The 15203-nt window shown below is 38.2% G+C and carries 16 protein-coding genes and 1 pseudogene; 9 read left to right on the top strand and 8 right to left on the bottom strand.

The genetic code is table 11. The features are described 5' to 3' along the window. The first annotated feature begins 476 nt into the window (after window positions 1–476). The 5 genes and pseudogenes from L1077_RS16650 to L1077_RS16630 all read left to right on the top strand — a co-directional run bounded on the left by L1077_RS16650 (window position 477) and on the right by L1077_RS16630 (window position 3770). A complete protein-coding gene (locus L1077_RS16650; protein WP_063361343.1) occupies window positions 477–1091 on the top strand; it encodes a trimeric intracellular cation channel family protein in 615 nt (204 codons plus the stop codon). Between the two features lie 83 nt (window positions 1092–1174). After that, window positions 1175–2107, top strand: a pseudogene (locus L1077_RS16645) (YifB family Mg chelatase-like AAA ATPase); the annotation flags it as partial. A 467-nt stretch (window positions 2108–2574) separates the two neighbouring features. Then, window positions 2575–2778, top strand: coding sequence for a hypothetical protein (locus L1077_RS16640; RefSeq protein ID WP_237138087.1), 204 nt, complete (start codon window positions 2575–2577; stop codon window positions 2776–2778). Further along, complete coding sequence (locus L1077_RS16635; protein ID WP_237138086.1) at window positions 2759–3016, top strand: hypothetical protein; 258 nt, start codon at window positions 2759–2761, stop codon at window positions 3014–3016. Before L1077_RS16640 ends, L1077_RS16635 begins: the two co-directional genes overlap by 20 nt. Before the next feature lie 142 nt (window positions 3017–3158). Further along, complete coding sequence (locus L1077_RS16630) at window positions 3159–3770, top strand: hypothetical protein (RefSeq protein ID WP_237138085.1); 612 nt, start codon at window positions 3159–3161, stop codon at window positions 3768–3770. 457 nt (window positions 3771–4227) lie between these two features. Here L1077_RS16630 and L1077_RS16625 read toward each other — a convergent pair whose 3' ends face one another. From L1077_RS16625 to L1077_RS16615, 3 genes are read right to left on the bottom strand one after another with little or no spacing between them, the layout of a single operon-like run. Continuing rightward, a complete protein-coding gene (locus L1077_RS16625; RefSeq protein WP_237138084.1) occupies window positions 4228–4551 on the bottom strand; it encodes a hypothetical protein in 324 nt (107 codons plus the stop codon). A 4-nt stretch (window positions 4552–4555) separates the two neighbouring features. Next, the gene (locus L1077_RS16620; RefSeq protein WP_237138083.1) at window positions 4556–4720 is read right to left on the bottom strand and encodes a hypothetical protein; all 165 of its coding nucleotides are present in this window, start codon (window positions 4718–4720) and stop codon (window positions 4556–4558) included. A gap of 54 nt (window positions 4721–4774) precedes the next feature. Next, window positions 4775–5032, bottom strand: a complete 258-nt coding sequence (locus L1077_RS16615) for a hypothetical protein (protein ID WP_237138082.1) — start codon at window positions 5030–5032, stop codon at window positions 4775–4777. A gap of 297 nt (window positions 5033–5329) precedes the next feature. Between L1077_RS16615 and L1077_RS16610 the strand changes: the two genes are divergently transcribed. From L1077_RS16610 to L1077_RS16600, 3 genes are all read left to right on the top strand, one after another. Continuing rightward, window positions 5330–5590 carry a hypothetical protein gene (locus L1077_RS16610; RefSeq protein WP_237138081.1) on the top strand — a complete coding sequence of 87 codons (261 nt, stop codon included), beginning with the start codon at window positions 5330–5332 and terminating at the stop codon, window positions 5588–5590. Between the two features lie 163 nt (window positions 5591–5753). Then, window positions 5754–6683 (top strand): hypothetical protein, encoded by a 930-nt coding sequence (locus L1077_RS16605; protein ID WP_237138080.1) that lies wholly within the window; start codon window positions 5754–5756, stop codon window positions 6681–6683. A 711-nt stretch (window positions 6684–7394) separates the two neighbouring features. Further along, window positions 7395–7640, top strand: coding sequence for a hypothetical protein (locus L1077_RS16600; RefSeq protein ID WP_237138079.1), 246 nt, complete (start codon window positions 7395–7397; stop codon window positions 7638–7640). 50 nt (window positions 7641–7690) lie between these two features. On the opposite strand, the gene L1077_RS16595 is transcribed toward L1077_RS16600, so the two are convergent. Continuing rightward, complete coding sequence (locus L1077_RS16595; protein ID WP_237138078.1) at window positions 7691–8440, bottom strand: hypothetical protein; 750 nt, start codon at window positions 8438–8440, stop codon at window positions 7691–7693. A gap of 462 nt (window positions 8441–8902) precedes the next feature. Further along, the gene (locus tag L1077_RS16590; RefSeq protein ID WP_237138077.1) at window positions 8903–10252 is read right to left on the bottom strand and encodes a trypsin-like serine protease; all 1350 of its coding nucleotides are present in this window, start codon (window positions 10250–10252) and stop codon (window positions 8903–8905) included. 874 nt (window positions 10253–11126) lie between these two features. Between L1077_RS16590 and L1077_RS16585 the strand changes: the two genes are divergently transcribed. Beyond that, the gene (locus L1077_RS16585) at window positions 11127–11504 is read left to right on the top strand and encodes a hypothetical protein (RefSeq protein ID WP_237138076.1); all 378 of its coding nucleotides are present in this window, start codon (window positions 11127–11129) and stop codon (window positions 11502–11504) included. Window positions 11505–11622: 118 nt separating this feature from the next. On the opposite strand, the gene L1077_RS16580 is transcribed toward L1077_RS16585, so the two are convergent. Genes L1077_RS16580 through L1077_RS16570 form a run of 3 tightly spaced genes read right to left on the bottom strand, consistent with a single transcriptional unit; the run spans window position 11623 to window position 15014 of the window. Then, a complete protein-coding gene (locus L1077_RS16580; RefSeq protein WP_237138075.1) occupies window positions 11623–13074 on the bottom strand; it encodes a hypothetical protein in 1452 nt (483 codons plus the stop codon). After that, window positions 13074–14162, bottom strand: coding sequence for a nucleoid-associated protein (locus tag L1077_RS16575; RefSeq protein WP_237138074.1), 1089 nt, complete (start codon window positions 14160–14162; stop codon window positions 13074–13076). The genes L1077_RS16580 and L1077_RS16575 overlap by 1 nt, the downstream gene beginning before the upstream one ends. A 33-nt stretch (window positions 14163–14195) precedes the next feature. Continuing rightward, the gene (locus L1077_RS16570) at window positions 14196–15014 is read right to left on the bottom strand and encodes an endonuclease/exonuclease/phosphatase family protein (protein ID WP_237138073.1); all 819 of its coding nucleotides are present in this window, start codon (window positions 15012–15014) and stop codon (window positions 14196–14198) included. Window positions 15015–15203: the final 189 nt, after the last annotated feature.

Genomic DNA, 15203 nt, shown 5'->3' with positions numbered 1-15203 from the left:
TAACAAGCTGAATTAAATGCAAAATTAATTATTTTATTTATCTAATCTATACATCCATGTTTCTCGTAAGGTATTAATTTTATTATTTTTTTGAATCCGTTAACTGTTTTTTTGGCAAGAAAAATTCCCAAAGCCCCTGCTAATTTTGTCGCCAGTAAGCGAGGTGAGGTCATCACCAAGTGTGTGATTTTTAATGTAACTGCGTGAGCTGAAACGCAGCACTCGCTTGCTGAGAGTATCACTCTTCCCTATTTTTAATTGATTGTACAGGTTTTAGGGCGAATGGTATGGGAACGGGAGGGTGGCCAAACTGTCCGTAATTGGGTGACCCATTTTATGTTCGATCAAGGCAATGGATTGCTAAGATAAGAGTGATACGCATGGAGGCTTTACTGAGTGAAGCGGTTTTTATACTTGGCGCGCATTGATGATGTCAGTTACCATTTAGGTTTTACTGTTATTGATGATAAGCGCGTATGACTGAACTATACCACTGGTTTGATTTACTGGGTGTTATGGTCTTTGCCATTTCAGGTACTTTGTTGGCACATCGTAAGCATATGGATGGTTTTGGTGTGGTTGTGCTGGCAACTGTAACCGGCATTGGTGGCGGCACAATGCGGGATGTGATTTTAGATACTCCGGTGTTTTGGCTCCATGATAGTAGCTATTTTATTGCTATTTTTAGTGCGGTAATTTTATGTATTTGGTGGCTGAATCGACAAAAAGTAGTACCAAAACAGCGTCTGTTGGTTGCGGATGCATTCGGACTGGCATTTTTTGCTGTGATGGGCATGCAAAAAGCAATGAGCTTGGCAATGCCGGATACTACGGTAATTATTATGGGTGTGTTAACAGGGTGCTTTGGTGGCGTGATCCGAGATGTGCTCGCTGATGAGATGCCTATGCTGTTAAAAGGCGAGCTATATGCCATTACCTGCATTATCGGTGGGATTATCTATACTCAGCTAACGCACTTTGGTGTTTCCCTAGAAGTGACTATGGTGGTCTCTATGCTGACTATCTTGTTGTTACGTCTTGCGGCAATTCGATGGAATTTGGTGCTACATGTTTTTAAATATAAATCTTAGGCTTACTTTTAGTGTCACTGTAATGGCAGTGGGGTAAATCGACTTTCAATTAGGTTGCCCATCAATCAAATGTGAGACAATGGATGTCATTAGCAAAAATCTATACACGTGCACAAGTGGGAGTGGATGCGCCGCTTGTCACGGTTGAAGTTCATCTAAGCAATGGTTTACCTGCCTTTAATATTGTTGGCTTACCGGAAGCATCCGTTAAAGAATCTAAGGAGCGAGTGCGCTGCGCATTAGCCCATTGTCACTTTTTATTTCCTGAGCAACGTATTACCGTTAATTTGGCCCCAGCAGATTTACCAAAGCAAGGGGGAAGATATGACTTGGCCATTGCGATTGGTATTATCGTGGCGTCTGGACAGCTAAATCACACTCAAACAGAGGGTTATGAATTTTACGGTGAGCTTGCACTGACAGGCGAGATCCGTGAGGTGACGGCGATTATTCCCGCTTTAATTGCGGCGGCGAGGGTTTCGCGTTGTTGTTATATTCCTAAAGCGAATAAAATGATGGCCAGCTTGGTATCAAGAGGGGCACGCAAGTCTGTCACGAGCTTGAAAGATGTATGGCTGGATTTAGGTGGTCAGCAAGCGCTGCCTTTTGATGAGCATATTGCGTGTACTGATGAAGAGCAATTTAGTGCCCATATTGATATGAATGAAGTCAAAGGCCAAGCGGTTGCAAAGCGCGTGTTAGAAATTGCAGCAGCAGGTGGACACAATGTTTTATTCTTGGGTCCGCCTGGTACTGGAAAATCTATGTTAGCTCAGCGTATGCCTACAATTATGCCGCCTATGCAAATTGATCAGGCGTTGGAAACCGCGTCGATTTATTCTCTCATTGGTAAAAATATTGACCCATCTCACTGGCGCCAACGGCCCTTTCGCTCTCCACACCACACCTGCTCTGCTGTCGCTTTAGTTGGCGGATCATCTACGCCTAAACCTGGAGAGATTTCTCTGGCACACAATGGCATTTTATTTTTGGATGAACTGCCCGAGTATGTCAGGTGACACATTAAATGATAATTGGACACAATAAGTGATAATGATTTCTCCTCTATTCTCGTGAGAAGTGTTAATTGATAAAGAGAAGCGGTGTGAGAGTAATACTTTTCACCAAGGTTAAGCTTCTTACTGGGTACTTTATAAGCGCATACTAAAATGACATCTTTCACACGCGATACACTGCCAGTTCTAAATCGAAAGTGCCCCATTGTGGGCTAACGTGAATGCTCTAATTACTGCTTTGGGCTAGGAACGGCCGTTGGCCGAGAGCAAAGCTACAAACTGGAATTTAATGCTGTGTTATATGCTAATTTACAGTCGAAATTAATAATGGAATTATGAAGGTATGTAATATGAACCGCTTTGGAGTGTTATAAACTACCACCGTTGAATAGAATAAGCCTGTTATGTTCTTTGTTGTACATATATTATACTATTAAATTATTAGAGTCTCGTTTTATGGGGGGGGTATGGCTCAAAACAATAATGTGGTTGCTTTTCCAGCTCATAAGTTGAGTAAATTGAAAAGTGAAGTTGATAATACACATAGCTCTTCTTCTCCTAAAGGGAGTAGCTTTAGTATTAGCCAACATTTGAGATCAACTATTGATGATGAATTAAAGCAGCAAATGCGTGAACAAATGAGGAAGAAACATGGGTTCAAACAACAATAACAAAGATAGTAATTTACAGAGTCAACAAGCTAACCTTCTTGACCAGACGTACAAGCTAGGTTGGATGGATGGGTATGTTGATGGTTACGATGATGGGGTTGAAGATACTGAAACAGCTCTTAATCATGCAGAGAATGAACTTGAGCTATTGCAAGAAGTACTTGAGAAAAAAGATCAAGTCATAGACGAGTTAGCTTCTAATGCCGGTAAGGCTCTTCAAGCTGTAAAAAAACGTTAGTCTTTCAATTCCTTTCTATCTGGAATATAACAAGCAACTCAACGCGGATTCAGTTTCCGGTCACGCGCGTTGCAAAAACAACGCAAACAGCGTGCAGGTAAACCTTCCCTGTTAGATGGGCGTTATAAGCCAAGGAGGCACCTTGAAATATCTCATATTAATTTTATATTTTTTTCTGGTAGGCTGTAAAAGTACTGCACCTAGTTTAAAAATTGAGGAAAGAACCTTATCTCAACATTTGGTTCAAATTGCCAAGGAGAACACCAACTTTATCGGCAAAATAAGGATGGATAATCGACCTCACTATCAACATTTTGGCAATTCAGGAATAGATCTAACAGAGTTATGGTTTGTAACCGGTGATGGGTTACTTAGTGATAGAAATGGTTATGCAAATTTTAAAGAGTCCCTGGCTGAGTTTTGCGAAGTTAATGGTGGCCAGTATTCCGTTTACGAAGTCCAAGGTGATTTTGAAGTTGTGTACTTTAAATTGCCAACGATGGTTTCTACCATTCATGCTTTTGCTTCAAGAGACGAGCGAGTATTTATTCATGAGTGTAACGGCGGTAAAACTATAAAGTATTCAATAGCACTTAATTATGGAGACTCTGATACAACTGCAGCTGATACTGTCGTAGCAAAAGTTAGAGTTGCAGCATTCGAAAATAATGGAAATTTAAGCAATTCAGACTTTCGCAATTCATATGACTTCATACTGGGACAGGTGATTAAATCTTGGTTAAATACATATTAAACCAAGGCTTATAACAAGCTGTTCAGGCGATACAAAATACGGTAGGCTTTTTTGTTCGTACATTCAGTAATGTCTAGCCAACTATTATTTTCCCTTTAACAGGCGTTAGTCTATAGAATCTTTTATGCGAAATTCACCTAATACAGGCAGCTTGAATCGTTCCTATCCAGAAATTAGTATCAACGAATATGATACTTAAATACTCGGTGATTGCTTAATTAGGTCATAGTAGTTGCAATTAGTATGAATATTTCTGGTCGCGTTTAATCTTAAACGGTTCGAGCATATATTTAGTATGCACTTATAAAGTACGTTTCAACAGAGTCTGTAGGCTTTTAACAGCTTTAGAGTTGTGAAAACTTCGGTGTTAGTCGGTTTAGTTTGATAAGTGGGGCTAGATTAATTTGTGCAATAAGCGGTTGCACAAATTAATTTTAATTCCTCTAACGCTGAAAACTTAGAGAAGATTGAGCTTTAAGTATTTAAACCCAGTGAGTTTTTTTGACATGGCGAAGCTCTTTGCTAACTGCTTCGTTTCAAATACTGGGATATTATTTTCGCGTAGAGAAATGGCGCATTTATCATGATTACATATATGGTCAGTAATACCATTAACGTCTTTAGATACCCCATTAAAATCTGGTATTTCATCCATGTGAGCAAATGAAATACCAGAAAGAGATACGAACTCACCAGCGTTAAGATCATAGAACCTTAACGTATTGGATTTTTGAATGATAACCCAGACGGTTTGACTCTTGAGTTTAGCGTTAGTTTGCATTGGATTATTTTTTCAATGGCTTCGCAGTTGCAACTGCGACACTCCCGAGTAAAACTGCGCCCCCTAAAACTTTTATAAAGGTAGGGTTCTCTGAAAGGGCCGCAACACTGAGTCCGCCCAAGAGCGCACCTCCAATTCCTGCTGTAACCTGACTGGACGACAACTTCATCCCAGAACTCCACTTAGCGAAATGCTCACAATTATTTTCGGTTAGAGAATACTTTCAATTATCTATTTGAGATCTCGCATCGTTTAAGATTTGAATGACTGATTTTTCAGTTTCTATAGCGGCGACATAAGTATGGCTGCCTTGTGTGACAGTGTCCCAGGGCTCTTCTTTTACCGTCCCTGTGCGCTTAGAGGCTGATATCAACATGTTTTTACCTTGGCTACACACCATATCTGAAACGACGGCCCAATGCTGATATAAACCAAACTGACTAACAACGACATCACCTGGTTGAACGGTTTGACTATTCACTTCAATTTCTTCCTTGCGATTATAAAAGTATAGATATGGGGTTTTTTGTTAATTTTTAAATGTTTATTTGTTTTTTCTTTGTGGGTGTTTGAAGTGGGTAGATTTTATCTTATTGATTTATTGCTCCGCATTAAGCAGATAGTCTGAATAATGAATTACTATGAACGAAAGCACAATAAGTGCATTGTTTTAGTGGGGTTGAATATACTGGTTATGCCTACATTTTATAATTAGGCTGGAGGTATACCTTTAGCTGAAAGCAGTAGTTCTTCCCTTTACTCATTTTGAGGAATTTCAATGAAATTTGACGGTGCCGTAGTAAAAGAGCAAGGTGTAACATTTGCTATTATTGTAGTTAAACAAAGTATAATTAACTCCACATCTAGGAGTGAAGAAGCAATACTATCTTTCATGAATTACTTTCCAGGAATGCCAGTCACTCTGATGGCACAAGATACTAAAGGAGTACCTCAATATCGGGGGAGGAGAGATATCGTCGACTTTTTAGCGAGTATCCACCCTTCTAGAATACCTTGGAAAACGTACACATTTAGCTAGTCCAATATTTCTTATTATTAATAGATTGATAATCATCGGATTATAGTTTGAGCAAGTGGGTTTTATGCGTTTGTTTTGAAAATGAAAACAATCTACAATCTAAAGTGCTGTGTGGGGTCGCCGCCCCACACAGCCATCATTTTAATTATAAACGGAAATAAAAATGACAGATGCTATTGTAGATCTAGTTGATAACAAATTTAAAGCCCCTGAGCCCATCACCATCGATAGAGTAAAAATTTCGCCCGCGTTAGCTTCGCAACTTCTTGAAATTAATATAGATAACATCCCTCCAGTAACATCAAAAATAGTGCTTTATGCTGATGCTATGAGAAATGGTCGATGGAAGTATAATGGTGACAGTATTCGGATCAGTTCAGATGGAAGACTGTTAGATGGACAAAATCGTTTATTAGCATGTGTTGAATCAGGAGCAACTATTGAGTCAAACATAGTTGCTGGTTTAGAAGATGATGTATTCAATACGATTGATCAAGGGAGAGTAAGGCAAAAAGCACATTTACTCGCAAGAAATTTCCAAGACTCAATCAGACCTTCCGAAGCGAGTATGCTAAATACCGCAATTACAAAAATCCTAAAGCATGACAGAGGTTTTTCACAAACGACAAATATTGCGCGTAATGCCTCAAAATCAATGATAGTGACCACGGATGATATTTCGTATTATCTTCTGGAGAATCCTGACATGATAGAGCAGGCTCGGTATGTAAAAAATAGATTTGGCTCAAGAAGCATTTTACCAATACCAACCGTTCTGTATATGTATCATATTGGTTCTAGATTTGATCAACTTTATACCTCTAAATTTCTGGATAAAATGGTTTTAGGTATTGGTCTGAGTGACTCAGAAACTTTAATGCATATGAATAAGTTTCTGATAAGGCTAAAAGTTAAAACCCTGAAGTGGTCCGCAGCTGAACGAGAGAATACATTAATTAAAGCCTGGAACTCTGTTGGCCGATCCGGGCTTTATAGTATTGTTCATGCCAATAATATTAAGTACAGAAACTCTGAACCTACTCCATTTTTTCAAGAACCAAAACCAGAGTCAATTGAGCAAATGTTAGGGTAAAATCTAGGGGGAGCGTTATGGCTGTTTAGTTACTTAACAGCCATAACGTAGAAAGGGCAATAGAACGCTGTTTACGATTTTATAGTCAATGCATCCACAGTATGAGGTAGGCTTTTAAATACATGAATAAGTTGGCTTGGGTTGCTTTCAGCCTAAAATCAAGTTCTGTGAGGCTAATGTTCTGATTTCTATCTAGTAACTTAATTTGTAGGCGGTAAAAAGTAGTTAAGAACTGATTGTAGATATTTCACAATTAACTTAAAAGACAGCTCTTCATCAGCTTCTGGACAGCCTATAGGTTAGCAATTTATATCTCGTTTCGGAGCGCTCTTGTTGACTAACATATTGAATGAGAATTGGGCGCGATAAGTGATATTGGATTCTGCACTGTTCTAGTAATAAGATAATTGGCATGGTAGCGTATATAGTTTGTAACTTAATCAAATAATATTCACAGTGACGGTTAGCCCGCGTCCTCAATTGAAAGTTCTTTTTTTTGGGGGTTATCAATGAATAGTCTATTTTTATTATAAGAGTGAAAACCCTTTGCACTGATTGAATTGTCATAGTGTGCTACAGGCTTACTGCTCGAAATGTAATGCCTAAGACGAAACCCAAGTTGACAAAATGTTAAATCTGGTTAACAATTGCTTGATATGCTTAGTGGAGCTCCATTAAGCATTAAACGAAAAAGTCTAAAAGGAGTTTGATATGAATATGAGTCCAATCAGCCGGCATAAGCCTTCCTCGAAAAAGTTTAAAGTGGTAGCATCATCATTGTGTGTGCTCATCTTAACTGCAGGTGTATCGATAGCAAATGAAGAGAGTGAAAAGGCCGTTTCCGTTGAGAAATCTGGTGCTTCATTCCATGCTAGAAATGGTGGCCCTTCATTACCACCAGTTAAACCAAATGATGACAAGACTCTCATTGACACTATCCGAGGTGTATTTGGTTGATCGCTCTTGAAGCTGCTGTGCTCTAGCCCAGCAGCTTTGATTGGTCAGTTTTATTCTTCGCACCCAATACCTTTTAGCATTCTTTTATGATCCAGAGATTCATCTAATAACGCTTTACACCCCCCGAAGTAGGTTTTTAATTCATCTAACTTTGCTAAATATTGCTGTTTACCCAAAGCTACATTGATAGAGTAAGAGGCTAAATAGGTCCACTGAATTTCATGACTAATTTTGTACTTTTCAAAGAAGATAATTTCTGCTTTCGTAAGCTTTGGAGGAGTGTCACCCGATGCAATATCATCTGCGATGTCTAAGTGCTCTATTGCTTTATTGAAATATTTTTCATCCTGTGTGATATCATATTGTATATTGTAGAGTCTCGCTAAGTCGTGATGCCAAATTACTTCATTTATTCTGGGAAGTTCTGAAATATCAAGGTTTTTGAACCTCTGAAGAGCACCTTTTATACTTGCTCTTATCGACTTAACTTCCGTTTTACTAATATCATCAATAGATTCAATTCTGTTCCAATTCTCTATGACCGACTGAACTGCTTTCTGCTTTTCAGCATATAAGTCGTATTGCTTCCAAGCTTTAGGGTTTATGAAATGACGATCAAGGAAATCATTGATTTTTGTAGGGCTTAAGATAAATAAGCCTAGTAGTATGAGTCCCACAATTAGAATTACAGCCAGTGTTTTATGGTCTTTTACTGATGCAGCAAAATTGCCAAAAGAAATATAAGCAGCACCATGCTCAGGCATGTTTTGATTTGGTCCTGGTGGCGGGTTTTGTATCATTTCACCTCTCTTTTACTCTTTAGCTTATCCAATGAACAGTACTCTTTAGATGTTAACTTTGTATTAAGTTAAAGTACACATATTATGTCTTTCATGTTTCAGTATTTTTGGTTTTGATTACACGTTGTTTGGTTGCTTTTTAATCATTCACAGAGATAACGCGCATTTCTATATTTCAGTAGTGGTTTCTTCACTGTTTGATTAATAAGTGTCAGTTTATACTTTAGATGAGAGAGTCTTATCTTATTGATTTGTAATTCTTCTTTGAATTGATAGCTTGAAGAGTGAATGACTTTGAACGAAAGCATAACAGCCATACTGTTTTATGGGATTGAATATACTGGTTATGCTTATACATTATTTAAAGTCAGAAATAGACCTTAAGTAGGACGTTACAGAGAACCTAACAGTTTTAAGTAAAGTGATAAAAAAACGGTTAGGTTTGATTTTAGTTAGCTAACACTAAGGTTGGCGGATGATGTTAATTGAAATCTCTGCGCCATGGTTCTCCGCTGATTTGTCAAACGCAACTAATAATTTAGAGTAACTCTGTATCCCGGCGAGCCTCAATTCCGCTGTACCTTCGTATCGAGTAGACTTAAGATAAGTTCTACCAAGGGTTACATTACCGCCTCCTGGCTTTACACCTATGACAGTAAAGTTAAGAGAGCCTGTAATATTACCAATTGCTTTGACATCCACAACAGCTCTAGTATCTCTGCTCCCATTTACGATTGGGTTATCGACAAATATTCCAGTCGTCTGGGAATCTGAAATGTAATTGGTCTTTTTCACAATAACAATACCGGCATTCTCAAGTAACCTTACTAAAGGAGCGTTGCTACTTAAATCAAGTGCACCGTATAAAGCAAAGTTCTGTGTTTCACTCACTCCTGAGGCACATTTCCCTGCTTGAGCATTACTTGCTCTGGAAGCAACACCTAAAATCGTCGTAGGGCGGTATGTAGTTGTGATTGATGATCCGCTATCCCCTCCACATAACACACGATCAGAATATAAAATTTGGTGTTTATATTCGTTTCTTCTGTAAGTTGAGCCTTCATTTCCTGCCCCAATCGTTGGTCTTGCTTTTCTGAAAGTTATATCTCTAGTTCCATCTGATTCGTTTATATCACCATATGCAGGGCTAGAACCGACTACATTCAGTACTTTATTTGTTTTGTTATATTTTGCAAAGCTGAGGCGTGAAGGCATAAAAGCTGGGGTATAATTACCTGACACTGCCGACTCTAGTTGGAAAATTGCAAAATCATCTTTAGCGTATTCTATGTTTGCTCGATCATTCTGTGGAGTGCGATTGCTATACTCACTATGAAAATATATGGCAGGTGATGATTGTGAATGACCTTTTATATTTAGAAAGTACGTTTGGTTACCATCGGTGTCTCTGTTAGCCGTGTTCCCAATCAGCATAATTCTTGGTACGGCCTCTTCACCTTCATTCAAATTAAATGCTTCTTTAAGATATTCTGGATGAAGGCAGTGTGCAGCAGTCATTACCCACTCCTTGGTAATAAGGGTACCTGAGCAACGACTTTTATATCTTTCACCTATTTTATATGTCCACCCTATGGCATATCCATACTCTAAGTCTCTCTCATCTAGTTCGGTGCCGATTGCTTGAATATCAACTACCTCATTGTTGTGATATCGCTCTTGATTGAAAGATGTTTGAAGCTCTGCCTTTTTAATGGAGTCGACATATGTTTGTTCAGATGCGTAACCAATGTTTGTACAAACAGCTGTTGAGATTAAGCATAGGGCTAGTTTATTAATGGGATTCATCTTCATTATATTAATACTCCTTTGGTATATTGGTGTTAACATTCCTTTAGTTGATGTTAATTATTGGGCATGATTTGAAGTTTGCAAAGTTTTAAGTAACTTTCTTACTTTTAGCTAAAAGCCCAATTTTTGTTATTTATGTTCATGAGTAAATAACATCAGTGATGTTATTTATGCATCAATAGAAGGCCTCGTCATATTTATCTTAAAAAACTTGTCTGAGTATGGCCCTTATGCTGTTGACTTATCTAAGGGCCACTAAATACCCAGGTCTCGTCAGTGAGTTTTCATTTACACTTCAGTTCGTCTTCGATATTTAGACTCAGCCTATAAATTGATTGTAAAAAATGAAAAAAAAATAAAATAAGTTAAAACGGCGCAAAACATCACAATTTGTGATGTTTTGACAAAACCCTCATCGACCCCTTAGAAAGGTCATAAAAAGCTCTTGTGAGTCCATTTAAATGGCTTTAAATGCGTTTTAATGCTGTTTAGCTGGTTTATTTGTGATTAGTACTGTGACGTAGGCATTGAAGTAATAGAACTAAGTTCGGCTCTTGACGCATAATTCAATTTTGCATAATATCAGGTCGAATCTCACTTGGCGGTTAGATTCGAAAAATATTTCTTCGTTGCATATAAGGCAACGGTCGGCGCAGAGGCTTGATAACCCTCTGCGCTAGAAAAAATGATAAAAAAATTTACAAGATTAAATACCCTACCTTTGTCTAATATAGAGGTGGGTTTTTTGTGTTGACATGATTTCTTATGTGAATTAGCATAAATTATCTTCCTGTAAATATCAGGTTAGATTTATTCTTGGATATTATCAGTCCAAACTATTTATATTAGAAGATCCTTAGAAGGAAAATTTTATTAAATGATTAATAAAGAAATATTTTTTAAAGAAACCGCCAACCAAACATTGAATTTTAGCCCTTCCCGTATTGCTCGTTTAACAAAGAGTGAATTAAACAAAGCTCTCGTAGGCTTTGGAAAAACTAAAATGAGGAATGCCATCGAGTATGTGGCCTCACACCCTGGGGACATTACACATGTCGTTCGAAGTCAATCCGGATGTAGTAATATCTCCGAAGCTTTTCGTAATGCTAACAAGCGCTTGCTTAATGTAGGCTTGATGGTTGTGTGTAAGCCTCAGAAAGGTAAAGGGAAAACTCAAGATGTGCATCAGTGGTATTTAATTCATGCACCGATAGTTCAAGTAAAAGTGCAACACGCTAGTAACGACCCTCGTTAATAGTTGTGTCATCAAAAGCGCTCGGTAGGGCGCTTTTTTAAGTTACTTATTCAGAATAGCCCCATATTCGTAAAGACAAGTTTTTATGCGAATATTTCTGTGGTGTGAGTGAAGTAATTTAAGTAGTAGGCGATAAAAAGCAGTTAAGAACAAATTGTAGATTCCAGCTTAATAAGGCCAATGTTAAGTATAGTCCCCAACAAATTATGGTGACCATATAATACGTTTTTTTACGTTGCTCTAACGGGGATACGAAGTACTCTTTAATGGTTTTTTCAGGTACGTATTCTTTTGATAGAGCTTGCCATGAACGGCTTTCTGATTCGGATAGCTTGACGTCTCTCGATCCCCCTAAGGTCTGAAGAATTATCGAAACAAGAAAGTATATAGCGAGTACTTTGAAAAACAATTGTATTTCATATTGAGATACCAGCTTTCCAATTGACTCTCCCTTAAACCGTCCCACAAGGCTAATACCAATTAAAAAAAGTACGGCGAGTGCATCTCTTAAAAGAGTGCTGATAAGGTCTCTCACTTTTGCAGCGAATAGATCAGCTTGAGCCCTCACATCCTTTATGACATCTCTTAATTCTTTGTGGTATGCATCACTACGTTCCAAAACGACAAAGCCATAGCTATCTTTTGCTTGTCTATGAGCATCTGAGATATGTAATTTCACAATTAGCTTAAAAGACTGCTCTTCATCAGCTTCAATGGACAGCCTATCGGTTAGCAGTTTATGTCTCGTTTCGGAGCGCTCTTCGTAAACCCAGCGCACAGCTTCACTAAGATTTGTAAGGTCTTCTTGAGATATTTTATCTCCAGAGTTTACTAAAGGGACCTCAATCCTCCGTGTTCCTCGTATAATGATATTAATTTTGTCATCTTTTACGCAGATGTCTTGGGCGAGGGTTAAGAGTAATAATTGGTAATTTAAACGCAAAAAAGGTTGCGCGGCAGGCTGTGAAAAGTCTCCCCATATTAATGAGAATGCAGAGGGGTCGATAAATATTTTTTTGTCGCTAATGACATGTAAGACACTTCTGATTTGTTTTTCATTTGGCATTTGAAGCGAGTTAGGTGTTTGGTCGTGAATGACCTCTTCAATATTCGATACTGTTAATTTATGCCCACCAAAAGGTGCCTGCAGTCCATATACGTACAGATGAACATGTGTATCGAACTCCAAACCTTTCATATTGAGAGGAGATAAGTCTGAAGACCATTCTGAAAAATTATCGATATCCAGAAAAAGCATGTCACTTTCGCGTACATTGGGAATAGCTGATAATAGCCGTGACTTACTTATACTAAAGTTCCAATTGGCAGGTGGCGCATATTGATCAATTTCATCCAAGTACTCAATATCAGCTGTATCCTCATCACATTGCAAGTTTGGTAATTTTACTTGATTTTGCGTAAAAGTTTGCAGGCAGTTCAACAATGAAAGTCGAATTTCCTCATTGAACCTCCCATTGGCAGTAATGAGTTCATCTGTTTCATGCCAGTTGTCTGCGAGCTTGCAAATTTGCAGCAAGCTTTCACACAGTGATTTGAGTACTAGAGTCATTATTTCTTAACTTCATATCGTTGAGTCTGAATTTGTATTAAAACACCTTGATTGCCCGGTAAATGCTCTACATTTAGTCCAAAATCAGCAGTCTCACCTGGTATTTCTATTTCCAATCCTTCAGCAGTGCGCCAAACTTGTTTTCTCTGAGATTTCGGGAGTGATTTAGGCTTTGGAACAAATTTTTGATTTGTGAGACCTGCTAATTCTAGCTCTTTTTTAAATATCTCTCTAGTTTCCTCTCGTCTCTTTGGATCATCATCTTTGACTACAGAATTTAAAAAATCATCAGAATCATATTCATCACTGGTTTCCATATAGGCGACTGCGCGAGCTCTATAGTCCCCTCTTACAGCACCTTCAGGCAGGTTATTCTCATCTAATTCTCGGGCTATTTTGTTTACTAAAGTGACAGCTCGTTTAGTTAAAACACTTGCAACCTCACGAAGTATAGCGCCGAGAAAAGCTTTAAAATAGTCTGTGACTTCACCATTAGCCTTCAGTCTTCTCTCGTCAGCCAAAATATCCCAGCTAAAGGTCTCTGAGATATCTACAAGCGCACTTTTTTGAATCGCGCTTTTATCTTCCACTAGGTTTGCGGCAATTTTTTTCATGATCACTTCATCACCAGATCCATCCTCTCGAGCCTTAACTGTGATCTCATAGACTTTTCTATAGTCAAACTTGGCTAAAAATAATAGCTGAAGTTCTTCTTTTTCTGCGACCTTTATTGTTACGGTAGACACAACGAAGACGCCATTTGCCATATGACCTCTATGTTGTTGTGCAAAGCTACTGGTTAGTTTCACAGACTCACTGTTGAAGTCTTTGTCAGGGTTAAGCAAAGTCGCACATGCTTCTTTTGTAGATAATGTATCAGGGTTAAAGTTGTACTGTATGCCTTTTGAGACGCTTTGGATACGTTCTATAAAAAACTGTGTTTGCTCTTGGTCTAGAACCACTTCACTGAGTTTTGTAACTTTATCGCCTTCTTCCTGATCAGCTTGAATGACATGAAATATCAATTTATCAATTTTAATTGAAGCAATTTGGGCGTCTGTTAGTGCGCTTTCTTTAGCTCGAGACATGTATTAATCCTTATCTTCGGTGTTTATTTTTAATTACAGCTCTGCATACACACCATAGTGGTCACTTATTGGCCCCATGAAAATATTGCCGAACTTTGCATTGGTTGATAGTCCTTGAGAGACTAAGATATGGTCGATGAGCTGCTTCTTTCCTCTGTAAATATATGAGAAGTCAGATGGCGAACTGATCTGTTTGAGGCCTGTCGATTGCAGCTGTAACAGTGTTTCTGAATTTGGCGTGTCATTTAAATCTCCTAAGACAATATAGTGATCGTAATTGTGTTTATGAGCATTAATATGTCTAGATATAGAATTCGCTTGCGCTGCTCTTTTAAGGTTATTACCGCTTTTTTTTGAGATTAAATGCGCAGCAGTAACAAGGTATGAAATGCCATTTGATTCGAGTCCAACAGACAACGCTTTGGAAGGCGTTGCTTCTGTTGATTGATAGATTCCTTTGGTCCCCTTTAGATTAGATATCGAGCCTTTAATGACACTAAAGGTTGTTAGAATAGCGACATCTTGCCCAGTATAGTGATCTCTTCCCTTAGAAAAGATAACCTTCCATTCGGGTCCTAAATAGTGAGTAATTTTTTCGGCGACAGTAATATTCTCTATTTCACTTAGAGCGACAATTTTGGCGTCTTTATTTTTGATTATTTGGGCGATTGCGAACGCTTCTAACTCTACTTGTTTTGGACTTGGGGGGCTACCTGCTGGCCCCATTGCAATTTGCCCTTCATGGGGTAACTGACCATCCCAAAACCACTCAGTGTTCAAAGACATAACAGTCATAGCATGACTAAAAAAAGAACTCGTCAAAATAAACAATAAAGTCAAAACTCTTATCATGATATCCGTCCTTGTAGGTATTGATATAAAGAGTAAATATCTCAAAAGTAATGAGAATATTTATGTGTAAATTAATTTATGTTATTTTTAATTTAATTTAAACTAATTTTTAAATTTTGTGTTTTTAGCTTGGTTGGGGAGATAAAGTCGCAGCTAAATTTATTCGGCAGGGAGGAGCTACTTAATAAT

The organism is Pseudoalteromonas luteoviolacea (genome assembly GCF_021654285.1).
In the GTDB taxonomy this organism is placed as follows: domain Bacteria; phylum Pseudomonadota; class Gammaproteobacteria; order Enterobacterales; family Alteromonadaceae; genus Pseudoalteromonas; species Pseudoalteromonas luteoviolacea_J.
This window is presented reverse-complemented; position numbering and strand designations above follow the sequence as displayed.